The sequence below is a fragment of the uncultured Paracoccus sp. genome, from assembly GCF_947487305.1.
Lineage (GTDB): Bacteria > Pseudomonadota > Alphaproteobacteria > Rhodobacterales > Rhodobacteraceae > Paracoccus.
In genome coordinates this window covers 1-24,578 of the sequence record NZ_CANKWH010000011.1, presented here as the reverse complement: position 1 = coordinate 24,578, position 24,578 = coordinate 1, and the positions used below count along the sequence as shown (strand labels likewise).

Sequence of the window (24,578 nt, the reverse complement as noted above, 5' to 3'; positions counted from 1 at the left end):
GTGGATGATTGACACAAGCTGATCGCTTCATTTATGAATGTAAAACTCATATACGAATAACGCCACTCACGGCTCAGGGAGGAGACTGATGGCAAAGACCAGAACCAGCCTTGCGGCTGCGCTTGCCGCAAGCACGCTGCTGGCGGCACCCTTGCAGGCGCAGGACTATGGGACGTTCGACGGCTACACGCTGCGGGTAAAGCTGATCGGCGGCGCGCAGTACGAGCCGCTCTATACGCTGATCCCCGAATGGGAAAAGGCGACCGGCGCCAAGGTCGAGATCCTGTCGCGCAAGAGCCATTTCGAGCTGGACCGCGAGATGAAGCAGGACATCGCGGCCGGCAATATCGGCTATTGCGTCTTCTCGAGCCACACCAACTTCGCACCGCAATACAATGCGATGAACCAGCCGTTGAACGATCTGATCCCGGCCGAGGTCGTGGCCGAGTTCTCGCCCCTGGTGATCCAGCACGCGACGGTCGACGGGCAGCTCATGTCGTTGCCCCGGCATTCCGACGTGTCGAACATGTATTACGTCAAGTCGCTCTACGAGGATGCGGACAACAAGGCCAAGTTCAAGGAGCGGTTCGGCTATGACCTGACCCCGCCCGAGACCTGGGATCAGGCCAGCGACCAGGCGATCTTCTTCGCCAATCCGCCCGATCGCTACGGCACCCATTTCGCCGGCAAGGACGAGGCGATCACCGGGCGCTTCTACGAGATGCTGGTCGCCGATGGCGGCAAGCTGCTGAATGACGACTTCACCGCCGCCTTCAACAGCCCAGAAGGGGTGATGGCGCTGAACTGGTTCGTCAATCTCTATAGGGAGAAAGCGGTGCCGGCGGGCACGACCAATTATGTCTGGGACGATCTGGGTCTTGGCTTTGCGGCCGGCGCCGTTGCCTATGATCTGGACTGGGCGGGCTGGGCGGCCTTCTTCAACGGCAAGGATTCAAAGGTTGCCGGCAATGTCGGGGTGGCGCTGGCGCCCAAGGGGGCGGGAGGCAAGCGCACCGGCTGGTCGGGCTCGCACAGTTTCTCGATCACCCAGAGCTGCGACAACAAGGAAGCGGCTGCCAGCCTCATCATGTTCCTGACCAGCCATGACGCCCAGATGATGGAGGCGCGCAGCGGGCTGCTGCCCACGCGCACCAAGGTCTGGGACGAGGTAACGGCCGAGTTCGAGGCGAAAGGCGACACTTTCATGGTGGAGGTGTTCAAGGTCTTTGGCGAGTCCATGCGCGAGCACGCCTTCACCCCGCCGCTGATCCCGGAATGGGGCGAGATCTCGAATGCCCTCTGGCCCCAGCTTCAGGCCGCCATATTGGGGGATAAGACGGCCGAAGAGGCGCTGAACGAGGCGGCGGAGGAGGTCAACCAGATCATGACCGACGCCGGCTACAACTAGGCGCCGACTCTGGCCCGCCGGTCATGTCTCACCACGCGGCGGGCCATTTCCCACTTCCCTGCAATCAGACTGCGTCCAACGGCGCGGTGTGCGAAAGGTCAGCATGTCCCGCCTGAGACGATTTCTGCGCGATAACGCCGTGCCGCTGGCATTGTTGTCGCCGGCGGTGCTGGTGATCCTGCTGGTGGTCCTGCTGCCGCTGCTCTTCTCGCTCTATACCAGCTTTTCCAACTATCGCCTGATCCGGCCCGAGTCGCTGTGGGATGTCGTCTGGTTCCGCAACTATCTCCGGGTGCTGGGCGACGGGGATTTCTGGGCTGCGCTGGGGCGCACGGTGCTGTTCCTGACGCTGGTCCTGAACCTCGAGATGCTGCTGGGGCTGGGGCTGGCGCTGATGGTGAACCGGCTGACCTTCGGCCAGCGGACCATGCGCACCATCATGATGTTTCCGATGATGTTCTCGCCGATCCTCGTGGGCTTCCAGTTCAAGTACATGTTCAACGACACCATCGGCGTGGTGAACAATGCCTTGCAATCGCTGGGGCTGACCAGTCACGCGATCCCGTTCCTGGTCGATCGCTGGCTGGCCTTTGCCTCGATCGCCATTGCCGAGATCTGGATGTCGACCTCGATCTTCGCCATCCTGATCCTTGCCGGGCTTTTCGCCATGCCGCGCGACCCGGTCGAGGCCGCCCGCGTCGATGGCTGCACCAACTGGCAGGTCTTCCGGCATATCACGCTGCCGTTCCTCATGCCCTTCATCTACATCGCCATGACCATCCGGTCGCTGGATGTCGCACGGGCCTATGACATCGTCGACGTGATGACGGGCGGCGGCCCGGCGGGGCGGACCGAGCTTCTGTGGACGCTGATCGCCCGCACCGCCTATGACGACAGCCGCATGGGGCAGGCCAATGCCATGGCCTATGTCTCGATCCTGCTGTCGATCTTCTTCACCTGGTACTTCTTCCGCAAGCTGATGGCCGCGCGGAAACATCTGGGGGTGTTCTGATGAGCCGCCGGCAGAAAGATATCCTGATCTGGATCGGCACCTTCCTGGTCATGCTGGTGATCTGCATGCCGGGTTTGTGGGTGGTGCTGTCCGCCTTTCGCCCGAATGGCGAGATCCTGACCAAGCCCGCCGTCTGGATTCCGCGCGATCTGTCATGGGACAATTTCCGCGCCATCTTCGGCTTCGGCGATGCGGTCGTGGCGATCCCGGTCGGGTCCTATTTCCTGAACTCGCTGATCATCTCGGTGACTTCGACCGTGGTCGCGGTGGTGATCGGCATGTCGGGCGGTTATGCCTTTGCGCGCTATCGCTTTCCGGGCAAGGGCGCGGCCTTCCTGTGGCTGATGCTGTCGCGCTGCGTGCCGGGCATCGCGCTGTCGCTGCCGCTGTTCATCATGTGGAGCTGGACCGGCCTGATCGACACCAAGCTGGGCGTCATCATCGTCTATACCGCGATCAACGTGCCCTTCACCGTCTGGCTGACCGAGGGCTTTTTCCGGCAGGTGCCGCGCGATCTGTCGGAAGCCGCGCAGATCGACGGCTGCACCCCCTGGCAGGCCTTCTGGAAGGTCGAGTTTCCGCTGGCCAAGTCGGGCATCGCCAGCGCCGCGATCTTCGCCTTCCTGACCTCGTGGAACGAATACGCGCTGGCCAGCCAGCTGACACGCTCGACCGACAGCAAGACGCTGCCGGTGGGCCTGATGGATTTCACCGCCCAGTTCACCATCGACTGGGCCGGGATGAGCGCCATGGCGGTCATCATCATCATCCCCGCGCTGGTCCTGACCTTCCTGGTGCAGAAGCACCTGATCGCAGGGCTGACCTTTGGCGGGGTCAAGGGATAGGAACATGGCAGAAGTTTCGCTGCGCAACGTGGTCAAACGCTATGGCGGTCACAAGGTCGTCCACGGCATCGATCTGGACATCGCCCATAACGAATTCGTCGTGCTGGTCGGCCCCTCGGGCTGCGGCAAGTCCACTACCCTCAGGATGATCGCCGGGCTGGAAGAGATTTCCGAGGGCGAGATCTCGATCGGCGACCGGGTGGTCAACCGGCTGGCGCCGCGCCAGCGCAACATCTCGATGGTGTTTCAGAATTACGCGCTCTACCCGCATATGACGGTGCGCGAGAATCTGGGCTTCAGCCTGAAGATCGCCGGCAAGCCGCCAGCCGAGATCGAGGCGGCTGCCGACGAGGCGGCGCGCATTCTTGGCCTTCAGCCCTACATGGACCGCACGCCGGGCGAGCTGTCCGGCGGCCAACGCCAGCGGGTCGCCATGGGCCGCGCCATCGTGCGCCATCCTGACGTGTTCCTGTTCGACGAGCCGCTGTCGAATCTTGACGCCAAGCTCCGCACCCAGATGCGGGTCGAGATCAAGAAGCTGCACCGGCAGGTCGGCACCACGGTCGTCTATGTCACCCATGACCAGGTCGAGGCGATGACGCTGGCCGATCGCATCGTCATCATGAAGGACGGGCATATCGTCCAGACCGGAACCCCGCTCGAGGTGTTCGAGCGCCCGGTCAACACCTTCGTCGCCAGCTTCATCGGGTCGCCGCCGATGAACCTGGTCAAGGGCGAGCTTCGCGGCGGTGTGGTGGAGCTGGCGGGCGGCGGGCAACTGCCCGTCCCGCCCGGCATCCAGACACCGCCCGAGGGCGCGCGGGTGATCTTTGGCTTTCGCGCCGACAATTTCATGCCGGTCGGGCACGGCCTGGCCGAAACCGGGCCGGTCGCGCTGCTCGAGCTGCCGGTGACGCTGGCTGAGCCGCTGGGGGCGGAATCCCTGATCCTGACCGAACTGGCCGGGGTCGAGGTGCAGGGCAAGATGCTGAACCCGCGCCCGATCCAGCCGGGCGAGGTGCTGAGCTTTCAGCTGTCGCTGGACCGTTGCCATCTGTTCGACGCCGATACCGGCAAAAGCCTGAGGTAGAAATGGCCCGCATCACCCATGTCGAGATCCTGATGGTGGACCTGAAACCCAAGGTCCGCCGCACCGATGCGATCCAGAGCTTCGAGTCGCAGGAAACCCCGATCCTGCGGATCACCGATGCCGATGGGGCGGTCGGCACCGGCTATTCCTATACCATCGGCACGGGCGGTCCCTCGGTCATCGCCCTTTTGCAGTACACGCTGGCCCCGCGGCTGATCGGGCGCGAGGCCGAAGAGATCGAGGGCATCTGGCGCGATCTGTTGTTCTCGACCCATGCCACTGCGGTCGGTGCCATCACCTCGCTGGCGCTGGCGGCGATCGACACGGCGCTGTGGGATCTGCGCTGCCGCCGTGCGGGTCTGCCGCTGTGGCGGATGGCGGGCGGGGCGAAATCCTCGGTTCCGCTTTATACCACCGAAGGAGGCTGGCTGCATATCGAGACGGCTGCGCTGGTCGATGACGCGCTGGCGGCGCAGGCTCAGGGCTTTGCCGGATCGAAGATCAAGATCGGTCGCACGCATCTCTCCGAGGATCGGTCCCGGCTGATGGCCGTGCGCGAGGCCGTGGGCGCGGGTTACGAGATCATGACCGATGCCAACCAGTCCTTCACCTTGCCCGAGGCGGTCCGACGCGCTGCCGTGCTGGAAGAGGCCGGGGTGGCCTGGTTCGAGGAGCCGATGCCCGCCGATGATGTCGGGGCGCATGTGCGGCTGGCCAATGCCACGCCGGTCCCCATCGCCGTCGGCGAAAGCATGTATTCGCTGTCGCAGTTCAAGGATTACCTGCAGGCCGGCGGCTGCAGCATCGTTCAGGCCGATGTCGCCCGCGTCGGCGGCATCACCCCCTGGCTGAAGATCGCCCATCTGGCCGAGGCCCATAACGTGCCGATCTGCCCGCATTTCCTGATGGAGCTGCACGCCAGCTTGGTCTGCGCCGTGCCGAACGCACCCTGGCTGGAATATATCCCCCAGCTAGACCTGATCGCGCCCGAGGGGCTGCGCATCGAACAGGGACGCGCCATGCCCTCGGACGAACCGGGTCTGGGGATCAGTTGGGATTGGGACGCAATCGCCCGGCATGGCGTCATCGCCCCGATCAGGCTGGGCGCCTAGGCCATGGAACGCATGGCCATGGTCATCCATCTGAAGCCCGAGAAGAAGGCCGAGTATCTGCGGCTTCACGCCAAGGTCTGGCCCGAGGTGCTGGCGCGGATCAGCGCCTGCAACATCCGGAACTATTCGATCTTCCTGAAAGAGCCCGAGGATATCCTCTTCGGCTACTGGGAATATCACGGCGAGGATTTCGCCGCCGATGCCGCCCGCATGGCGGCTGATCCGAAGACGCGGGAGTGGTGGGCGCTGACCGCGCCCTGCCAGATCCCGTTCAAGACCGCCGCACCGGACGACTGGTGGGCCATGATGAAGGAGGTGTTCCACCATGATTGACGACGCGCTGATGACCAAGCGGCTCTCGACCTGCTATTCCGGGGTCGTGCATGACACGCTCAGGGCGATGGGTCTGCGCAACTTTACTCTGCCCTCCGATATCACCCCCCTGATGCCCGAAATGACGCTCTGCGGGCCGGCCTTCACCATCGAGGGCCATCCGGCAGACGCTGCCGACGCGCATGAGACGCTGCTGGCCTGGACCGGGCTTCTATCCAAGGCGCCCTCGGGTCATGTCTGGGTGTGCCAGCCGCATACCCATGATCTGGCGCAGATGGGGGAATTGTCGGCCGAGACGCTCAAGAACAAGGGTGTGCTGGGCTGCGTGCTGGACGGGCTGGCGCGCGACACGAATTTCCTGATCGAGATCGGCTTCCAGACCTGGCGGCGCGGCCATACGCCGAATGACATCGTCGGTCGCTGGCTTCCGACCGGGACGGGTGGGGTGATCCATATCGGCGGCGTGGCCATCGCGCAGGGCGACTATCTGATGGGCGACCGCGACGGAATGGTGCGCGTGCCGCGCGCCATGGTGGCCGAGGTCACGGAGAAGTCGGTCGAGGCGATGCAGACCGAAAGCAAGGTGCGCAATGCGATCCTTGCCGGGATGGACCCGCAGGAAGCCTATCTCAAATACGGCAAGTTCTAATGCGCATCGCCGGGCTCGATATTCGCGCCTGCAGCGCCAGCGCCGCGCCCGACAGCGAGATGCTGCGCGGAGCGGCCGGCGGCCGGCGGCAGGAGTTTCTGGTCTATACGCTGCGGACGGAATGCGGCCGCTCGGCCTCGATGTTCGGCTTTGCCGGCGCCGATGCCGGGGGTTCGGCCCGGCTGGCGAAATCGCTGGACGCCTTCCTGGCCGGCCGCATTGTCCATGACCGCGAGGCGCTGTGGCATGATTTCCGCCTGCGCAACCGCATGTGGGGGCATTTCCCCATCTATGTCTGGGGGCCGATCGATTGCTGCCTCTGGCTGCTGGCGGCCGAGGCGGCAGACCTGCCGCTGTACCGTTACATCGGCGCGGCGCGTGACAGCGTTCCGGTCTATCTCAGCTCGATGTTCCTCGACACGGCTGCGGAATACGTGGCCGAGGCGCGGTCGGCGCAGGCCGAGGGATTCGCCGCCTACAAGTTGCACCCGCCGGGCCGCTCGGTCGAAGAGGATCTGCAGATCCATGCCGCCGTGCGCCAGGCCGTGGGCGAGGGCTTTCCGCTGATGAGCGACCCGGTCGCCACGCTCAGCCTGCCCGATGCGCTGCGCTATGGTCGCGGACTGGAGGATCTGGGCTTTGCCTGGTTCGAGGAGCCGATGGCGGACGAGAACATCCCGGCGCTGCGCGAGTTGACCCGGCAGCTGGACATTCCCGTGGTCGGTACCGAGACGCTGGCCGGCCATCCCTACAGCCTTGCCGATATCGTCGCGCGCAACGTGGTCGACGTGATCCGCGCCGATGTCAGCTGGACCGGGGGTGTGACCGGGGTGTTGAAGTCGGCGCGTCTGGCCGAGGCCTTCGGCATGAATTGCGAGATCCACACCGCCATCTTCCATCCGCTCGAGATGATGAACCTGCATCTCTGCGCCGCGGTGCGCAATTGCAGCTATCTGGAATTGCTGGCCCCGGTCAGGGATTTTGCCTTCGGCCTCAAGGGCCAGTTGCCGATCCGTGACGGGATCGCACATCTGCCCGATGCGCCGGGGCTTGGCGTCGAACTGGACTGGGACCTGATCGAGAACGCGACCATGGAGGCGCTGTGATGCCACCGATGACAGACCAACCGATCACCGCCGGGCTGCTGCGCCTTGCGGCGGAAGACAATGTGCTGGTGGCCACCGGCCCGCTGGTTCCGGGCGCCACCGCGATCAATGGCGGCGGTGAGATGCATCTGCGCGAGGCGGTGACGCTAGGCCACAAGGTCGCCGCGAAGGCGATCGCCAAGGGCGAGAAGATCCTGAAATACGGCGTGTCCATCGGTTCGGCGACCGAGGACATCGCCGCTGGCCAGCATGTCCATGTCCACAACATGCAAAGCGATTACACGCCCACCCATGTGCTCAGCGAAACCGCGACAGGAGGCCGCGATGCTTGAGGGCATTCTGCGCAGCGACGGGCGCAAGGGCATCCGCAACACCCTCGCCGTCGCCTACCTGGTCGAATGCGCCCATCACGTCGCGCGCGAGATCGTCCAACCTTACCGGGACGCGGGCGCGCAGGTCATCGGCTTTCCCGGCTGCTATCCCAATGCCTATGCCCAGACCATGATGGAGCGGCTTTGCACCCATCCGAATGTCGGCGCGGTGCTGCTGGTCAGCCTCGGCTGCGAAAGCTTCAACCGCTTCCAGCTGGAAAAGACCATCGCCGCGACCGGACGCCCGGTGGAGACGCTGGTGATCCAGCGGGCAGGGGGCACGCGCGCGACCATCGAGGCGGGCCGCGACTGGGTGGCAGCTCAGTTGCCGGAACTGGCGGCGGCACCCAGGGTGCCGATGGCGCTGTCGGAACTGGTCGTGGGCACGGTCTGCGGCGGGTCGGACGGGACCAGCGGCATCACCGGCAACCCGGCGGTGGGTCTGGCCTTCGACCGGCTGGTTGAGGCGGGGGCGACCTGCATCTTCGAGGAAACCGGCGAGCTGATCGGCTGCGAGGGCATCATGTCCGCCCGCGCCGCCACGCCCGAGCTGGGACGAGAACTGACCGCCTCGGTCGAGAAGGCGGCGGCTTACTATGCGACGCTCGGTTACGGCAGCTTTGCCGCAGGCAATGCCGAGGGCGGACTGTCCTCGATCGAGGAAAAGTCGATGGGGGCCTATGCCAAGTCCGGCAAGTCGCCGATCAGCGGGCTGATCAAGCCGGGCGACATCCCGCCCAAGGGCGGGCTTTACCTGATGGACGTGGTGCCCGATGGCGAGGTGCGCTTCGGCTTCCCGAATATCAGTGACAATGCCGAGATCGTCGAGATGATGGCCTCGGGCGCGCATCTGACGCTATTCGTCACCGCCCGCGGCTCGGTCGTCGGCTCGGCCTTGGCGCCGGTGATCAAGATCTGCGCCAATCCCGAGACCTATGCCCGTCTGACCGAGGATATGGACGTGAACGCGGGCCGGGTCCTGTCGGGCACGCCGCTGGCCGAGGTGGGTGACGAGATCTTCGATCTGACCCTCGAGGTGGCGAGCGGTCGCCAGACCGCCTCGGAATCGCTCGGCCATGCCGAATTCATCCTGACCTACAAAAGCTTCGAGCCCATCGGGCCGGCTTGCCTGCCTGTTTGAGGACTGACCATGGGACGACTGACTGGAAAGACCTGCCTTGTGACCGCCGCCGGTCAGGGCATCGGCCGCGCAACCGCCGAGGCTTGGCTGCGCGAGGGCGCGACGGTCTGGGCGACGGATCTGAATGCGGATGCCGTCGGCAGCGTCAACGGCGCCATCGCGCGCCGGCTGGACGTGACCGACAAGGCGGCGATCGAGGCGCTGGTGGCCGAGATCGGCGGGCTGGACGTGCTGTTCAACTGTGCCGGCGTGGTCCATGCCGGATCGATCCTCGACTGCACTGACGCGGATTGGGACTTCGCCTTCGACCTGAACGCCAAGGCGCAGTATCGGATGATCCAGACGGTGCTGCCCGGCATGTTGAGCCGCGGGGGCGGGTCAATCCTCAACATGTCCTCGGTGGCCTCGTCGGTGAAGGGCGTGCCGAACCGCTTTGCCTATTGCGCCTCCAAGGCGGCGGTCATCGGGCTGACCAAGGCGGTCGCCGCCGATTTCGTCACCCGGGGCATCCGCTGCAACGCGATCTGCCCCGGCACGGTCGACAGCCCCTCGCTGCATGACCGGCTGCGGGCAACCGGGGATTACGACAAGGCGATGCGCGATTTCGTCGCGCGGCAGGCCATGGGCCGGATCGGCAGGCCCGAGGAGATTGCCGCGCTGGCCACCTACCTGGCCAGCGATGAAAGCGCCTTCACCACCGGGCAATGCCTTGCGGTCGATGGCGGCTGGACAATCTGAACAAGGGACAGATCGATGAAATTTCTGCGTTATGGCGAAGCGGGGCAGGAAAAGCCCGGCCTGTTGGACGATGATGGCACCATCCGCGACCTCTCCGGCATCCTGACCGGCGACCTGCGCGGCGAGGCCTTGGGCAGGCTGGGCGACCTGCACGATCTGGACCTGCAGGCGCTGCCGGTGGTCGGGGGATCGCCCCGGCTTGGACCGCCGGTCGCCGGCACCGGCAAGTTCATCTGCATCGGGTTGAACTATGCCGACCACGCGGCGGAATCCGGCCTCGCCGTCCCGCCCGAACCGGTGATCTTCATGAAGGCCACCAGCGCCATCTGCGGGCCGAACGATCCCATCGTCATCCCGCGCGGCTCGACCAAGACCGATTGGGAGGTCGAACTGGCCGTGGTGATCGGCAAGACCGCCAAATATGTCAGCGAGGCCGAGGCGATGGATCATGTCGCGGGCTTCTGCGTCACCAATGACGTGTCCGAACGCGCCTTCCAGACCGAGCGTCAAGGGCAATGGACCAAGGGCAAAAGCTGCGACAATTTCGGACAGATCGGCCCCTGGCTGGTCACGCCCGACGAGATCGCCGATCCGCAGCAGCTGGGCATGTGGCTGACGGTGAACGGCGAGACCATGCAGGACGGCTCGACCTCGACCATGGTCTATGGCGTGGCCTTCCTGATCCAATATCTCAGCCAGTTCATGTCGCTGCATCCGGGCGACGTGATCTCGACCGGCACGCCGCCGGGCGTGGGGCTGGGGCAGAAACCGCCGCGCTATCTGAAACCCGGCGACGTGGTCGAGCTGGGCATCGAAGGACTTGGCGCACAGCGTCAGATCGTGATCGCGGACTGAAGGTCCGCGTGGGAGAAAAGGGAGAGGATCACATGAAAATCAACAACTTGAAGAAGGCGGCCTTGGCCGCCATCGCAATCGGCTTGGCTGCCTCTGGGGCGGTGGCCGAAGAATGGCGGCTGGGTCACATCCTGCCACCGGATCATCCGGGCAACCGCGCGCTGGAACAGGCTGCGGCCGAGATCGCCAAGCGGACCGAGGGGCGCATCGACATCAAGGTGTTCCCGGCGGGCCAGGTCGGTGGCGCCAAGGAGATCCTGACCGGCATGACGCTCGGCACGCATCAGATGGCCTTCGACGGTGCCGGCATCCTCAGCCAGTGGACCAAGGAGCTTGGCGTGCTCGAGGCGCCCTATCTGGCCAAGGACTTTGCCCATCTGGAACGGCTCTACGCCAGCGAGAAGGGGCAGGAGCTTCTGGAGAAGCTGCGCACCGACCACGGCATCCGCGTGCTGGATGTCTGGTATTACGGCACCCGGCACATGACCAACAACGTCCGGCCCATCGAAACCCCGGCGGATGTCAAGGATCTGAAGATCCGCGTGCCCGAGATCTCGCTGAGCCTTGAATTCATCAAGTCGCTTGGCGGCCGTCCGACGCCGATGGCCTTCCCCGAATTGTATCTGGGCCTGCAGACCGGCGTGGTCGATGGTCAGGAAAACCCGCTTCCCACAATCGAGTCCGGCAAGTTCTACGAGGTTCAGGACCATCTGGCGCTGACCGGCCATCTGGTCCAGACCGTCTCGCCGCTGGTGTCGGAAACCGCCTGGAACGCGGCCTCGGAAGAGGACCGCGCCGTCGTGCTCGAGGTGTTTCAGACGACGGGCGATGTCTACAACAAGCAGATTGCCGAGTTGGAAGAAGGGCTGATCACCAAGCTGGAGGGGGCCGGGATGACCGTCACCCATCCCGACCGCGCCGCTTTCGCCGAGGCGGTCAAGCCGATCTACGCCCAGTTCGAGGATGTCTGGGGGGCGGGCACCTACGAGGCGCTGGCCGAGGTCGAATAGCGCCGATCAGACCAGGCCGACCGGAGAACGCTGATGCTGCGCGTCCGGTCGGCCAGATCGCAATTCCTGGCAAGGGGTGACTGCCATGCGGATCTTCAACAGGCTTGAAGAGGTGTTCCTGATCGCGCTGTTTACGCTGGCGCTGTCCGCGCTGACGGCGCAGCTTCTCAGCCGCTATCTGCTTCCGGTCCAGTTTGCCTGGACCGAGGAACTGGCGCGGTTGAGCTTTACCTGGATCGTGTTCTTCGGCGCGGCCTATGCCATGCGCACGGGCGGGCTGATCGCGGTGACGATGCTGGTCGATGCGCTGCCCGACCGGCCGCGCGCGGCCATCGCCATCGCCATGCACCTGGCCGGTGCCGTGTTCTTCGCGGTCGTGGCCTGGAGCGGCACCACCGTCGCCATGAAGGTCGCCAACCTGCCGACAATCGCGATGGGGGTGTCCTCGACCTGGGAATACGCCGCCGTGCCCGCCGCCTCGGCGCTGATGCTGGTCCGCTCGCTTGGCGCCATCCGCAGCATCTGGCGCGACGGACTGCCGCGCCGCAGCGTCGAAACGATGATCTGAGAGGAAGACGATGGCTTTCATGCTGACACTCTGGCTCGTCCTGCTTGCCCTGGGGATGAGCGTCGCCCTGACCCTGGGCGTCTCGTCGCTGGCCCAGCTCTGGATGGACGGCACGCCGCTGGTGGTGATCGCGCAGCGGATGACGAAATCGATCTCGGATTCCTTTCCGCTGCTGGCGGTGCCCTTCTTCATCTTCGCCGGCAACCTGATGAATACCGGCGGCATCACAGAGCGCATCTTCGGCCTCGCCCGGGTGATGGTCGGCCATATGCGCGGGGGTCTTGGCCATGTGAATGTGGTCGCCTCGGTGGTCTTCTCGGGCATGTCGGGATCGGCCTTGGCCGATGCCGGGGGGTTGGGCAACATGGAGATCCGGGCCATGCGCAAGGCCGGCTATGATGCCGGTTTCGCCGGGGCGGTGACCGTCGCCTCCTGCATCATCGGCCCGATGATCCCGCCCTCGATCCCGATGGTGCTTTACGGCGTGCTGGCCGACGTGTCGATCGGGCGGCTATTTCTGGGCGGCGTCGTGCCGGGCCTGCTGACGGCCGGCGCGCTGATGATCATGATCGCCTGGTTCGCCCGCCGCCGCGACTATCCGCGTGACCCGGTGCCAAGTTTCGGCGATGTGCGCACTGCCTTCCTGCGCGCGGCCCTGCCCATTGCCACGCCGGGCATCATCATCGCGGGCATCGCCTTCGGCCTGTTCTCGCCGACCGAAGCCGCCGTCGTCGCCTCGCTCTATGCGCTGGTCCTGTCCTTCGGCATCTATCGCGAGATGAGCCTGCGCGACCTGTGGAAGGTGATTCTGGACACCATCCGCATGTCCGCCATGGTCTGCCTGATCGTGGCGACCGCCAGCATCTTCGCCTGGATCCTCGCCGCGCACCAGGCACCGATGCGGCTGGCAGCCTGGCTGCTGACCCTGACCGACGATCCGCTGATGCTGCTGATCATCATCAATATCGCGGTTCTGGTCGCGGGCTTCTTCATCGAGGGTCTGGCGATCATGATCCTGATCGTCCCCGTGCTGGCACCGACGCTGATCTCTGCCGGGATCGACCCGGTGCATTTCGGCGTGGTCTTCATCTTCAACCTGATGATCGGCTTGATGACGCCACCGATGGGGGTCGGGCTGTTCGTCGTCTCCGGTGTCTCGGGTATCCGCCTCGAGACCCTGATCCGCGCGACCATTCCCTTCCTGGTCCCGCTGGTCGCGGTGTTGATCCTGCTGATCCTGGTGCCGGGCTTCGTGACCGGCCTGCCCAACCTGGTGCTTGGGCCGCCGTGATCAAGGCGGCCCGCTGAAGCCGGGCTCGCGGTCAGGATGGGTCATCCGCCGACAACCAAGCGGAGCACATGCAGGTCGTTTCAGGCGACAGTCAGCACCCTTGCGGCTGGAAAGCTGTCACTGATGGCGGCGATCCAGCCCTCGACCCGGGTTTCTGCCACCAGCGCAACCACCGAGCCGCCCCAGCCGCCGCCGGTCTGGCGGGCGCCGAGGGCGCCGAGGGCCAGCGCGGCCTCGGTCAGGGCGTCGGTCTGGGGAACGGTGATCTGGTAGTCGTCGCGCTGCGAGGCGTGGCTGTCGATCATCAGCCGCCCAAAGCCCGCCACATCGCCGGCCCGCAGCGCCGCCAACCCTTGCAAGGTGCGGTTGTTGTCGCCGAGGACGTGGCGGGTGCGGCGGTTCAGCGGCTCGGGCAGCGCCTCGATCCGCGTGCCGTCCGCAGTGTCCAGATCGCTGAGCATGTCCACTCCCAAGGCATCGCAGGCGGCGCGGCATTCGGTGACGCGGGTGGCATAGCCATCCTCGGTCAGCTGGTGGCTGACGCCGGAATGAACGATCACGAACCGATGGCCGGGCAGGGCAGGGGCGGGTTCATGTTCAAGCGTCCGGGTGTTCAGGAACAGCGCCTCGCCGGGGCGTCCGACGGAGGCGGCGAACTGGTCCATGATGCCGCAGGGCATGCCGACGAACTCATTCTCGACCGCGCGGGCCATCAGGGCGATTGCGACCGGATCGGAGGATTTCCCGAAAAGGCCGGCGGTGGCGCGCAGGCTGGCGACCTCGAGCGCGGCGGAACTGGAGAGGCCGGCCCCCATCGGCAGGCTGGTCATCAGCGCGGCGGATAGGCCGGTCTCACGGATCTCGGCTTCGGCCATCGCCTTGAGGCTGCCCAGAAGGTAGTCCGACCAGCGCCCCTGTGCCGTGTCACCGATATGGCGGGTCTCGGTCGCGTCAAGCGAGCCGGAATAGGCCTCGACCACGCCGGGCGTCGGGCCGCGCCCCAGCGCCACGGCGACCCCCAGACCGTTCAGCGCCATCGGCAGCACATAGCCGCCATTGTAATCGGTATGCTCGCCCAGAAGATTGACTCGGCCGGGGGCGTAGGCGCTCACCTCGGGCTCAAGGCCGAAGCGGGTGCGATAGGCGGCGACGACGGCGGCCAACTGTTCCCGGACGCTCATCTTGCGGCTCCGGCGCGGCTGGTCGATTTGAAATGCTGGTCGGGCAGGCTGCGCAGGCGCTCGGCCGCCTGTTCCGGGGTCAGGTCGCGCTGCGCCTCGGACAGCAGTTCATAGCCGACCATGAACTTGCGCACCGTGGCCGAACGCAGAAGCGGCGGATAGAAATGGGCGTGGAGCTGCCAGTGATCCCACTGGCCGGCGCCGGTCGGCGCACCATGCCAGCCCATGGTATAGGGGAATTCGGTCTCGAAGAGGTTGTCGTAACGGCTGCAGAGCCGGCCCAGCAGGTCGGCCAGCCCGTCCCGCTCGGTCCCCGTCAGGTCGGGAAGGCGCAGCACGTGGCGGCGGGGCAGGACCAGTGTCTCAAAGGGCCAGACCGCCCACCACGGCACCACGGCGATCCAGTCGTCATTCTCGATCACCACGCGCTCGGCCTGCGCGGTTTCGGCGGCGGCGTAATCGACCAGCAGCACGGTGCCGGTTTCGGACAGGTGGCGTCTCTGGCATTCGTCCTCGCGGGCGACCTCGTTCGGCAGGAAATCCGAGGCCCAGATCTGGCCGTGGGGATGGGGCTGCGAACAGCCCATGATCGCGCCCTTGTTCTCGAAGACGGCGACCCAGTCATAGGCGGCGCCCAGATCCTCGATCTGGTCGGCCCAGCAATCGACGACCTTGCGGATGCCGGGGGTGCCCAGTTCGGCCAGTGTCAGGTCGTGGCGTTCGGAAAAGCAGATCACCCGCGCCGTGCCGCGCACAGTGGCGGCGCGGAACAGCGGATCGCCCTGTTTGCCGCCATTGGGGCTGTCCGGGAGCAGGGCAGGAAAGTCGTTCTCGAAGACGTAGGGTCCGCTGTAGTCGGGGTTCACCGCGCCGGAATTGCGGCGGTTGCCGGCGCAAAGGTAGCAGCCCGGATCATGCGCCGGATGCTGGGTGATCGCGGCGCTTTCCTGCTTTCCTTGCCACGGGCGCAGGTTGCGATGGGGCGAGACCAGCACCCATTCGCCCTTCAACGGGTTGAAGCGGCGATGCGGGGCCTCGGAGGGGAAGGGGGTGATGGTCATGGGATGCCTCGGGGTCAGAGGGACGCGAAGGGGCCGTAGGCCGGTGCCTGATGCCAGCGCCATGCGCTGTCGATGATGGTCTCGAGTTCGCCGTAGCGCGGCTGCCAGCCCAGCACCTCGCGGGCGCGGCGGCTGTCGGCGACAAGGATGCCGGCATCGCCGGGGCGGCGGTCGGCCATGACAAAGGGGATCTCGCGCCCGGTGACGCGGCGGGCGGCCTCGATCACCTCGAGCGTGGTGAAACCGTTGCCATTGCCGAGGTTGAAGACATGCGCCCCGGCCTCGCGCTCCATGCCGTCGAGCGCCTTCAGATGGGCCGAGGCGAGGTCGCTGACATGGACGTAATCGCGAATGCAGGTGCCGTCGCGCGTGGGGTAATCGCTGCCGAAGATGGCCAGCTCCTCCCGCTTGCCCAGTGCCGCCAAGAGGACGAGCGGCACCAGATGGGTTTCGGGCTGATGCGCCTCGCCGATTTCGGCCGACGGATGGGCGCCGGCGGCGTTGAAATAGCGCAGGCTGACCGAGCGCAACCCGTAGGCGGTCGCCATGTCGGCCAGCATCTGTTCGGTCATGCGCTTGGACCAGCCATAGGGGTTGATCGGCGCGAGCGGATGGCTTTCGTCGATCAACTCGGTCAGCGGGTTGCCGAAAACCGCCGCGGTCGAGGAGAAGACCAGCCTGTCGACGCCGGCGTGGCGCATCGCGTCGAGCAGGTTCAGCGTGCCGCAGACATTGTTGCGGTAATAGCGGTCGGGTGCGGCGACCGATTCACCCACGGCGGTCAGGGCGGCGAAGTGGATGACCGCGTCGATTTGATGCCGGGCAAAGAGATCGGCCAGATCGGCCGGGTTCAGGAGATCTCCCTGCACCAGATCGGTGCCCGGGATCGCCGCCGTGTGGCCCTGGCTGAGATTGTCGAAGACCACCACCTGATGGCCGTGGTCCCTGAGGAGCCGCACCATATGCGAGCCGATATAGCCCGCGCCGCCGCAGACGAGGATGTTGCGTGTCATCTGAACGCCTTTCGTTTTCGGGGATCGGTTCAGGCCGGGGCGGTCAGAGCCGCTCGGCCTCGACCACCCACATGGTCGCGGGCCAGGACAAGGGCAGGTTCACCCCGCGCGACATCAGCGCCGCCCCGGACAGGGTGATCTCGCCCTGTTCCAGCGCGACATGACCGCGCGACTGCGGCGGGCGATCCTCGGGGTTCAAGAGCCGCAGGCGATAGTGCGCATCGGGTTCAAGCGCGGTCAGCCGCTGCGCCAGCGGCAGGGACTGGGCCGAGGTGGCATGACGCCCGACGAAGAGGACGAAGCGGCTGCCATCGGCGGCGATCTGCATTTCGGCGATGGTCGCCGGGTCGGCGCTGTCCAGCGGCAGGGTGTCGCCGGACATGCGCCAGTCGCGCGTGTCCTTCCACCAGCGCGTGACCCGCGTCAGGGTCGCGGCCTCGGCCTCGGTCAATTCCGCCGGGTCCATCTCGAACCCCATGTGACGCTGCGCGGCGACCCAGGCGCGGAAGGCGATGGGCAGGTTGCGGCCCGAGGAATGGCTGTCACGCGCGCCAACATGGCTGCCGGTCACGGCGGGCGGCAGGAACAGCGCGGCGTCGTGCTGCATCCGCAGGCGTTCGATGGCGTCGTTGGAATCCGACAGCCAGACCCGGTGGGTATGGGCGAGGATGCCGATATCGATGCGCCCGCCACCCGAGGCGCAGCTTTCGATCTCGACCGCCGGATGGGCCGCGCGCAACCGGGCCAACAGGTCATAGATACCGTCGGTCTGGGCCGCATCGACGACCGGCAGCAGCCGGTTGTGATCCCATTTCAGGTAGTCGATCTGGTGATCACCGAGCAGCGCATCCAGCGCATCGAACAGGTAATCGCGGACCTCGGGCCGGGCGATGTCCAGCACATGCTGGTTGCGCCCGGTCACCTGGTCCTCGCGCCCGAGGATCCAGTCGGGATGCGCGCGATAGAGGTCACTGTCGCGGTTGACCATTTCCGGCTCGACCCAGAGACCGAAACTCATTCCCTCGGCATGAACCTTGTCGATCAGCGGCGTTAGCCCATCGGGCCATTTCCGCCGGTCGATGGTCCAGTCACCAAGCGAGCTGGTGTCATCGTCGCGCCGACCGAACCAGCCGTCATCCAGCACGAAACGCTCCGCCCCCAGACGGGCCGCGCGTTCGGCGATGTCGGAGAGTTGCGCCAGCGAATGGTTGAAATAGATCGCTTCCCAGCAGTTGTAATGCACCGGGCGCGGGCGGGCGGGGTCGGGCCAGGTGACCACGTGGTCGCGGATATGGCGCTGCGTGGCGCGGGCGATGCCGGCCTCGCCACTGGTGGAAACGGCCAGCATCAGATCGCCCGAATGGAAGCGCGTGCCCTTGCGTTCCGATCCCCAGGCCTTGCCCATCTGCAGCTGCCGCCGCCCGTCGGGCAGCGCCTCGGCCACGAAGCGGTGGCCGCCGGACCAGCCGAGTTGCAGCCCGTGGACCACGCCGCCGGTCTTGCTTGCGCCGCGGGTGGGGATCAGGGCAACGGGCGGGTGTTCATGGCCGGAACGTCCCATGCGCGCCTCGCGCAGGCGGATGCCGTGGGACCAGGGCGTGATCTGGCGCTGGTATTCGCGCAGCCAGGTGCCGTGCCAGTCGTGGATCTCGTCGGACAGAAGCGGCGCGGGCAGCACCGGGGCCGCGAGCCAGTGGCAGTGCAGCGGGCGGTTGGATTGCAGCGTGGCCGAGGCGGTGATGACATCGCCGGCAGGGGTGAAGCGGGCCATGTAGGTCAGCCCCAGATCGGTATCGGTGAAGTGCAACGCGAGGGTGTCCCCCGTCTCGGCGCGGTCGAAACGGAAGCGCGGGAAGATCGGGCCGGCCTCGTCCGAGAGCGACAGCCCGGGCTGGCCCGGAAAGGGGGCGGATGCCTCGGGGCAGATCGACAGGGGTGCGACCCGGTCCAGCATGCCGCCGTTCAGATCGATCTCGTGGCTTGCCGACAGCATGTCGAGGTTTTCGTCGGCAGGAAGGGCGGCGTCCCAATAGATCGCCTCGGCCATGGCGCCGTCGCGGATGCGCAGCACGAGGCTTTGCGAGATTGTGTCGATGCGGTGAAAAATGGTCGTCATGAGAGAGGCTCCCGAAGGGGCTGGAGGGAATTTCTGGCGATGTTGGGGGTGACGCGGTCAGCGGCAGCGGTTGCCGTCAGCGTCGAAGAGATAGGCGCGGGCAGGGTCGAAACCGGCGGTGATCTGCTGGCCGCCGGGGCGGACCTCGCGCGCATCGCCAAGTTTCATGACCAGGCGCGTGCCGCCGTCATCATGGGCATAGACATAGGATTCGCCGCCCAGATGCTCGACGATATCGGTGGTCAGCCGGATCTGCGCCGGGCCGTCCTGCGACAGATGTTCGGGGCGGATGCCGACGGTCACGGTGTCGCCAACGGACAGCGCATCCTTCAGGTGAAGCGTGATCGGCTCGGCCGACAGGCTGTCGAGCCTCACCTGAACCGCATTGCCCGAGGCCTCGCTGACCGTGCCGGGCAGAAAATTCATCCTGGGGCTGCCGATGAAGCCGGCGATGAAGATGTTGTCGGGGTCGTCATAGAGATCAAGCGGCCGGCCCACCTGTTCGATCCGGCCCGCGCGCAGCACCACGATCTTGTCGGCCAACGTCATCGCCTCGACTTGATCATGGGTGACATAGACGATGGTTGCGCCCAGTTCCTTGTGCAGACGGGCGATCTCGACCCGCATGTTCACCCGCAATTCGGCATCGAGGTTCGACAGCGGCTCGTCGAACAGGAAGACCTCGGGCTTGCGGACAATGGCCCGGCCGATGGCGACGCGCTGGCGCTGGCCGCCGGACAGGGCCTTGGGCTTGCGCTCGAGCAGGTGGTCAAGCTGCAGGGTCTTGGCCGCCGCGCCGACGCGCCGGTCGATCTCGTCCTTGGGCGTCTTGTCGAAGCGCAGGCCGAAGCCCAGGTTCTCGCGCACGCTGAGATGGGGATAAAGCGCATAGCTTTGAAACACCATCGCCACCCCGCGCTTCGAGGGATCGACATCGTTCACCTCGCGCCCGCCGATCTCCAGCGTGCCCTGCGAGATATCCTCGAGACCGGCGATCATCCGCAGGAGCGTGGACTTGCCGCAGCCCGAGGGGCCTACGAAGACGCAGAACTCGCCGGGTTCGACGGACAGGTTCACGTCATGGATGACATGGGCATCGCCATAGAGCTTGTTGACGTCGGTAAGTTCGAGACCAGACATTCGAAATTCCTCCCGGATGAAGTTGGTGGCGTCAGAACAGCGAATTGACTTGCTCATTCGCCTCGGTCAGCACCTCGGCAGGTTCGCCGGCGCCCAGCATCACCCGGTCAAGGGCGGCGCTGATGATGGCGTCGATTTCGTTGCCGTAATCGGTGACGGGAAAGGGGAAGGTCGTCTCGGGCGTCGCCACGGCGGTAAAGGCCGAAACGTCGATGCCGCGCGCCTGATAGGCGGCCACGCTGCGCTCGACCTGATCGGCCTGCGCCGGGAAGACCACGCCGGCATCGGCGACGATCGACTGGCAGTCATCCGAGCCGAGGAACTGCACCCATTTCCACGCTGCTTCCGGCGCATCGCTGCCCGACCAGATCGAATCCGCCAACCCGTTGAACATCGACTTGCGCCCCTCGGAACCGCTGGGGACCGGGACATAGGCGACGGTGGGCTTGCTCTGGCTGTAAAGGCCGATCAGCCAGGAGCCGACGATGGTCATCGCGCCCTTGTCCGAGAACATCAGCGTTTCCGCGCCCAGCTTGCCGGTCTGTTCGACCGTGGGGGTAAAGTGGTGCACGCGCCCCAGATCGCGCAGCCAGCCAAGGCTTGCCGCCACGCGCGGATCGTCGAAGTTGTAGGCCGTGGCCCAGGGTTCGGCGATGAACTGCCAGCCGGTGCTGGCGGCGAGATAGCTCCATTCCGTTTCGCCACCAAGGCTGAGCGGATTGAGGACCAGCCCGAAGGTTTCGACCGAGCTGCCGTCGAAGCCCGCCTCGTCGCCGCGCTTGCCGCTGGCATCGACCGTCAGCTTGGCGATGGTCTGCTGATAGGTTCCGCCATCCTCGGGGTTCCAGTTGAGATCGGCCAGATCGGCGAGGCTCAGCCCGGCGGCCTCGAGCTTCTCGGTATCGACGCCAAGGGCCACGGTGGCCCAGTCCTTGGGCAGTCCATAGGTGGCGCCGTCGCGGGACCAGTTGTCCAGCAGGCCGGGCATGTAGCCGGAGGTGTCATAACCGGCTTCCTCGATCAGCGGCGCCAGATCCACGATCACCTCGTTGGCGGACATTTCCGGCAGGCGGGTCACGTGATTGACGAAGACATCCGGCGCGTCGCCCGAGATCATCGCCGTGGTCAGCGCGGTCCAGTACTGGTCCCAGCCATTCTGGGTGATCTCGATCTTGATCTCGGGGTTCGCCGCCTCGAAGGCCGCGGCGCATTGCTGGTAGACGGGGGCCTGCTGGCCGTCCCACATCCAGTATTGGATGGTGTCCTGGGCGCTGGCGGCGGCCGGCAGGGCCACGGTTCCGGTCAGCAAGGCAAGGATGGTGCGGTTCATGTGTCTCTCTCCCATGTAACGGAATTCAGGTCATTTCATGCCGCTGGTCTGCAGCGACTCGACGATGCGGCGGCCAAAGAAGATCAGCAGGAACAGGACCGGGATGATCGACAGCATCACCGCCGCCATCAGGCCGGTCCAATCGGGCTGGCCCTGGCCAGACTGGCTTTGGAAATTCGCCAGCGCCACGGCCATCACCTGCGTGCCCTCGCCCTGTCCGACGAGGAAGGGCCAGAAGAAGTCGTTCCATGCCTGGATCGACAACAGGATCGCCAGCGTCGCCATCGGTCCGCGCTGCAAGGGCAGGGCGATGTGCCAATAGACCTGGAACCAGTGCAACCCATCCAGCCGCGCGGCTTCCTCGAGCTCCTTGGGTGTGGTCAGGAAGAACTGGCGCAGGAAGAAGACCGCGAAGGGCAGCATGAGGATGCTGGGCGCGACCATGCCGGCAAAGCTGTTCAACAGGCCAAGCTGACGCACGAGGACGAAGTTCGGGATGAACAGCACGATCGAGGGGATCATGGTGGCGGCGATGATCGCGTAGAAGATCGTGTCGCGGCCCGGGAAGCGCAGGCGGGCGAAGGCATAGGCGGCCATCGACGAAAAGAACAGCTGCCCGGTCACCAGAAGCCCGGTGTAGATGATGCTGTTGCGCAGGGCGATCATGAAGTTGATCGGCGCGCCGCTGCTGGCCGGTGGCTCGACACTGCTGGGCAGGCCCAGCACGCGGGGGAAGTTGCCGAAGGTCCAGCGGTCCATCCCAAGCTGGTCGGCGGTGGAAAACACGTCCGAGGGAAAGGTGATCGCGGTCTTGAAGGCCATCCAGATCGGCAGAAGCGAGACGGTGCAGATCACGGCAAGAACGGCGTAGCCTGCAGCCTTTTGCGGGGTCATTGTCCTGAGCATGGCGGTCTCCTTAGCCCAAGTCCGACTGGTCGCCGCGCAAGAGGCGCATCTGCAGCAGCGTCACCAGAATGAGGATCACGAAGAGCACCATCGACATCGCCGAGGCATAGCCCATGCGGCTGAACTTGAAGGCGTTTTCGTAGATGTACCACAGCACCGCGCGGGTCGAATCGGCCGGTCCGCCCTGTGTGGTCACAGCGATCACGTCGAAGATCTGGAACGAGCCGACGACGCTTGTGACCAGAACGAAGACCAGCACCGGGCGCAGCAGCGGCAGGGTGATCAGCCGGAACATGGCAAACTCGGATGCCCCGTCCAGACGCGCGGCCTCGTAGAGATCGCGCGGGATGGATTGCAGCCCGGCATAGAAGAGAAGCGCGGTAAAGCCGACATGGCGCCAGATCGAGATTGCCGCCACCGAAACCAGCGACTGGTCGGGCGAGCTGAGAAAGGCCTGCGGGCCGATGCCGATGAGGCCGAGAAAGCTGTTGGTCACGCCGATCAGCGGGTCGAGCATCAACAGCCAGACCAGGCCGGCAACCACGTTCGAGATCAGGTAGGGCGCGATGATGACCGCGCGGAATGTCACCGATTTCGCCAGCCGGTCGGCCAGCACCGCGATCAGCAGGCCAAGCGCGGTCTGCACCGGGATATTGTACATGACGTAGAGCAGCGTGATCCACATCGAATCCCAGAACTGCCCGTCGGCCCAGAGCTTGGTGTAATTCTCGAACCCCACCCATTTCGCCGGGCGCATCAGGTTCCAGCTGGTCATGCTGATCTGCGCCGCGCGCAGCGTCGGCAGGACATAGAACAGGATCAGGCCGATCAGCGCCGGCAGGATGAACAGGTAGCCGACGATGGCCTCCTTGCGGCGCAGGGCGCTGCGGCGGCGGCTTTCGGGCATGCTTTCTCGATGCGACACAAGGTCGGCTCGCGCGGTCATGATTTCCCCTCCCGTGAGGTGCTGCGATGCGCCGAAAGCGATTCGGCGGCTTGCTAACACGTGTTAGTAATCGATGATTCGGCCCGCCGAGTCAATCCAAAGGTTTGACTAACACGTGTTTTACTGGTAATCGGCGCCTATGAACGGAAAATCACCCTCAAGCTATGATGTTGCCAAGCTGGCCGGCGTCTCGCGCTCGACCGTCTCGCATGTGCTGAACGGCTCGAACGCGGTCAGCCTCAGCGACGAGACCAAGGACAAGGTGCGCAAGGCGGCGCAGATCCTTGGCTATCGGCCCAATTCCGCGGCGGTGATGCTGAAGAAGGGCACGACCGATACCGTCGGTCTGCTGATCACCGAAACCGCCTCGCTGCGCGTCGACGGCTTCATCCCCCTGCTGCATTACGCCATTGCCGAGGTGCTGCGGCGCGAGGGGCTGAGCCTGCTCTTGGAGACCTTCCAGCGCCGCGAGGGGGTGAACCCCTATAACGACCTGGTCGTGTCGCGGCGCATCGACGGTCTGCTGGTGCTCAGCCCCAGCGCCTCGGACAAGGACCTGACCGACCTGATCGACAGCGGCTTTCCCATGGTGCTGATCGGCTCGATCGGCCATCCCAAGGAAATCGCCGTCTCCTCGACCATCGTGGAGAGCAGCCTGAAGGCCGCCGCCCATGTGGTTGGCCTTGGTCATCGGCGGATAGGCTGCGTCCCCTTCTCGAAGCTCGATTTCGCCGCCACCGAAGGGCGGTTGCGTGACCTGCGCAGCGCGCTGGCCGCGCAAGGCGTCGCGATGGAGGAGAGCGCCATCGTCCATGCCGATTTCAGCGCCGAAAGCGGCCATGCGGCGACGCTTGCGCTGATGGCCGCGCATCCGGACATCACCGCGATCTTTGCCGGCAATGACACGATTGCGCTTGGCGTCATCGGCGCGCTGGCCTCGCTGGGGCTGTCGGTGCCGCAGGATGTCTCGGTGATCGGCTTTGACGACCTGCCCTTCGCCGCCTCGATCGCCCCGCCTCTGACCACGGTTCGCATCGAGGCCGAAGCGCAGGGCCGCATTGCCGCCGAGCTTCTGGTGCGCAGGCTGCGGGGGGTGCCGATCGAGGAGACCCGGGTGCTGCTGCCGTCCGAATTCATCGAGCGCGGATCATCGGCCCCGGTGCGGGCTGATGGCATGCCGAGGGGTTACGCAGCGGAGCCCGTTCGCCCCGGCTGAGCAATCCGTGATTTGAACCGGAGCTTCGCCCTGACTATCCTTGGCTCATTGTCACAGGTTCCGACCCGGATCGAAAGATGCGCCGCTGGATATGTTCACTGCTGGTCGTGCTGATCGCCCTTGGCGGGGTGCTGTCGCAT

General features: G+C 65.5%; 24 protein-coding genes. 16 read left to right on the top strand and 8 right to left on the bottom strand.

All coding sequences use genetic code 11. The features are described 5' to 3' along the window. Positions 1-88: 88 nt before the first annotated feature. The 15 genes from Q1A36_RS13775 (at position 89) to Q1A36_RS13705 (ending at position 13,529) form a co-directional block, all read left to right on the top strand. Positions 89-1,408 carry a sugar ABC transporter substrate-binding protein gene (locus tag Q1A36_RS13775; RefSeq protein WP_299845088.1) on the top strand — a complete coding sequence of 440 codons (1,320 nt, stop codon included), beginning with the start codon at positions 89-91 and terminating at the stop codon, positions 1,406-1,408. A gap of 103 nt (positions 1,409-1,511) precedes the next feature. Continuing rightward, on the top strand, positions 1,512-2,420 hold the full coding sequence (locus Q1A36_RS13770; protein WP_299845085.1) for a sugar ABC transporter permease: 909 nt from the start codon (positions 1,512-1,514) through the stop codon (positions 2,418-2,420). Next, positions 2,420-3,265: a carbohydrate ABC transporter permease gene (locus Q1A36_RS13765; RefSeq protein WP_299845082.1), complete on the top strand. Its 846-nt coding sequence runs from the start codon at positions 2,420-2,422 to the stop codon at positions 3,263-3,265. Before Q1A36_RS13770 ends, Q1A36_RS13765 begins: the two co-directional genes overlap by 1 nt. Positions 3,266-3,269: 4 nt before the next feature. Continuing rightward, positions 3,270-4,355: a sn-glycerol-3-phosphate ABC transporter ATP-binding protein UgpC gene (gene ugpC / locus Q1A36_RS13760; protein ID WP_299845079.1), complete on the top strand. Its 1,086-nt coding sequence runs from the start codon at positions 3,270-3,272 to the stop codon at positions 4,353-4,355. A 2-nt stretch (positions 4,356-4,357) separates the two neighbouring features. Continuing rightward, positions 4,358-5,467 (top strand): mandelate racemase/muconate lactonizing enzyme family protein, encoded by a 1,110-nt coding sequence (locus Q1A36_RS13755; RefSeq protein WP_299845076.1) that lies wholly within the window; start codon positions 4,358-4,360, stop codon positions 5,465-5,467. Positions 5,468-5,470: 3 nt separating this feature from the next. Continuing rightward, complete coding sequence (locus Q1A36_RS13750; protein WP_299845073.1) at positions 5,471-5,800, top strand: L-rhamnose mutarotase; 330 nt, start codon at positions 5,471-5,473, stop codon at positions 5,798-5,800. Continuing rightward, the gene (locus Q1A36_RS13745; protein WP_299845070.1) at positions 5,793-6,449 is read left to right on the top strand and encodes a hypothetical protein; all 657 of its coding nucleotides are present in this window, start codon (positions 5,793-5,795) and stop codon (positions 6,447-6,449) included. The genes Q1A36_RS13750 and Q1A36_RS13745 overlap by 8 nt, the downstream gene beginning before the upstream one ends. Continuing rightward, entirely contained in the window at positions 6,449-7,555 is a 1,107-nt protein-coding gene (locus Q1A36_RS13740; protein ID WP_299845067.1) for an enolase C-terminal domain-like protein, read from the top strand. Before Q1A36_RS13745 ends, Q1A36_RS13740 begins: the two co-directional genes overlap by 1 nt. After that, positions 7,555-7,887, top strand: coding sequence for a UxaA family hydrolase (locus Q1A36_RS13735; protein WP_299845064.1), 333 nt, complete (start codon positions 7,555-7,557; stop codon positions 7,885-7,887). The genes Q1A36_RS13740 and Q1A36_RS13735 overlap by 1 nt, the downstream gene beginning before the upstream one ends. Next, the gene (locus tag Q1A36_RS13730; protein ID WP_299845061.1) at positions 7,880-9,067 is read left to right on the top strand and encodes a UxaA family hydrolase; all 1,188 of its coding nucleotides are present in this window, start codon (positions 7,880-7,882) and stop codon (positions 9,065-9,067) included. Before Q1A36_RS13735 ends, Q1A36_RS13730 begins: the two co-directional genes overlap by 8 nt. A gap of 9 nt (positions 9,068-9,076) precedes the next feature. After that, complete coding sequence (locus Q1A36_RS13725; RefSeq protein ID WP_299845058.1) at positions 9,077-9,805, top strand: SDR family oxidoreductase; 729 nt, start codon at positions 9,077-9,079, stop codon at positions 9,803-9,805. A 15-nt stretch (positions 9,806-9,820) separates the two neighbouring features. Then, positions 9,821-10,660: a fumarylacetoacetate hydrolase family protein gene (locus Q1A36_RS13720; RefSeq protein ID WP_299845055.1), complete on the top strand. Its 840-nt coding sequence runs from the start codon at positions 9,821-9,823 to the stop codon at positions 10,658-10,660. Positions 10,661-10,692: 32 nt separating this feature from the next. Then, positions 10,693-11,670 (top strand): sialic acid TRAP transporter substrate-binding protein SiaP, encoded by a 978-nt coding sequence (locus tag Q1A36_RS13715; protein WP_299845052.1) that lies wholly within the window; start codon positions 10,693-10,695, stop codon positions 11,668-11,670. 85 nt (positions 11,671-11,755) lie between these two features. Continuing rightward, positions 11,756-12,238: a TRAP transporter small permease gene (locus tag Q1A36_RS13710; RefSeq protein ID WP_299845049.1), complete on the top strand. Its 483-nt coding sequence runs from the start codon at positions 11,756-11,758 to the stop codon at positions 12,236-12,238. Between the two features lie 19 nt (positions 12,239-12,257). Then, positions 12,258-13,529, top strand: a complete 1,272-nt coding sequence (locus Q1A36_RS13705) for a TRAP transporter large permease (RefSeq protein WP_299845046.1) — start codon at positions 12,258-12,260, stop codon at positions 13,527-13,529. An 80-nt stretch (positions 13,530-13,609) separates the two neighbouring features. Here Q1A36_RS13705 and galK read toward each other — a convergent pair whose 3' ends face one another. From galK to Q1A36_RS13665, 8 genes are read right to left on the bottom strand one after another with little or no spacing between them, the layout of a single operon-like run. Next, positions 13,610-14,710 carry a galactokinase gene (galK, locus tag Q1A36_RS13700; RefSeq protein ID WP_299845043.1) on the bottom strand — a complete coding sequence of 367 codons (1,101 nt, stop codon included), beginning with the start codon at positions 14,708-14,710 and terminating at the stop codon, positions 13,610-13,612. Next, on the bottom strand, positions 14,707-15,771 hold the full coding sequence (locus Q1A36_RS13695) for a UDP-glucose--hexose-1-phosphate uridylyltransferase (protein ID WP_299845039.1): 1,065 nt from the start codon (positions 15,769-15,771) through the stop codon (positions 14,707-14,709). Before Q1A36_RS13695 ends, galK begins: the two co-directional genes overlap by 4 nt. A 14-nt stretch (positions 15,772-15,785) precedes the next feature. Beyond that, on the bottom strand, positions 15,786-16,784 hold the full coding sequence (galE, locus tag Q1A36_RS13690; protein ID WP_299845036.1) for a UDP-glucose 4-epimerase GalE: 999 nt from the start codon (positions 16,782-16,784) through the stop codon (positions 15,786-15,788). 43 nt (positions 16,785-16,827) lie between these two features. Continuing rightward, positions 16,828-18,900, bottom strand: coding sequence for an alpha-galactosidase (locus Q1A36_RS13685; protein ID WP_299845033.1), 2,073 nt, complete (start codon positions 18,898-18,900; stop codon positions 16,828-16,830). A 57-nt stretch (positions 18,901-18,957) separates the two neighbouring features. Next, positions 18,958-20,040, bottom strand: a complete 1,083-nt coding sequence (gene ugpC / locus Q1A36_RS13680) for a sn-glycerol-3-phosphate ABC transporter ATP-binding protein UgpC (protein WP_299845031.1) — start codon at positions 20,038-20,040, stop codon at positions 18,958-18,960. Positions 20,041-20,071: 31 nt separating this feature from the next. Then, positions 20,072-21,370, bottom strand: a complete 1,299-nt coding sequence (locus Q1A36_RS13675; RefSeq protein ID WP_299845028.1) for a sugar ABC transporter substrate-binding protein — start codon at positions 21,368-21,370, stop codon at positions 20,072-20,074. A 30-nt stretch (positions 21,371-21,400) separates the two neighbouring features. Next, positions 21,401-22,276 (bottom strand): carbohydrate ABC transporter permease, encoded by an 876-nt coding sequence (locus Q1A36_RS13670; RefSeq protein ID WP_299845025.1) that lies wholly within the window; start codon positions 22,274-22,276, stop codon positions 21,401-21,403. 10 nt (positions 22,277-22,286) lie between these two features. Continuing rightward, positions 22,287-23,222, bottom strand: a complete 936-nt coding sequence (locus Q1A36_RS13665) for a sugar ABC transporter permease (RefSeq protein ID WP_299845022.1) — start codon at positions 23,220-23,222, stop codon at positions 22,287-22,289. 139 nt (positions 23,223-23,361) lie between these two features. On the opposite strand from Q1A36_RS13665, the gene Q1A36_RS13660 reads away from it, so the two are divergent. Beyond that, entirely contained in the window at positions 23,362-24,438 is a 1,077-nt protein-coding gene (locus Q1A36_RS13660) for a LacI family DNA-binding transcriptional regulator (protein WP_299845019.1), read from the top strand. The last annotated feature ends 140 nt before the right edge of the window (positions 24,439-24,578 follow it).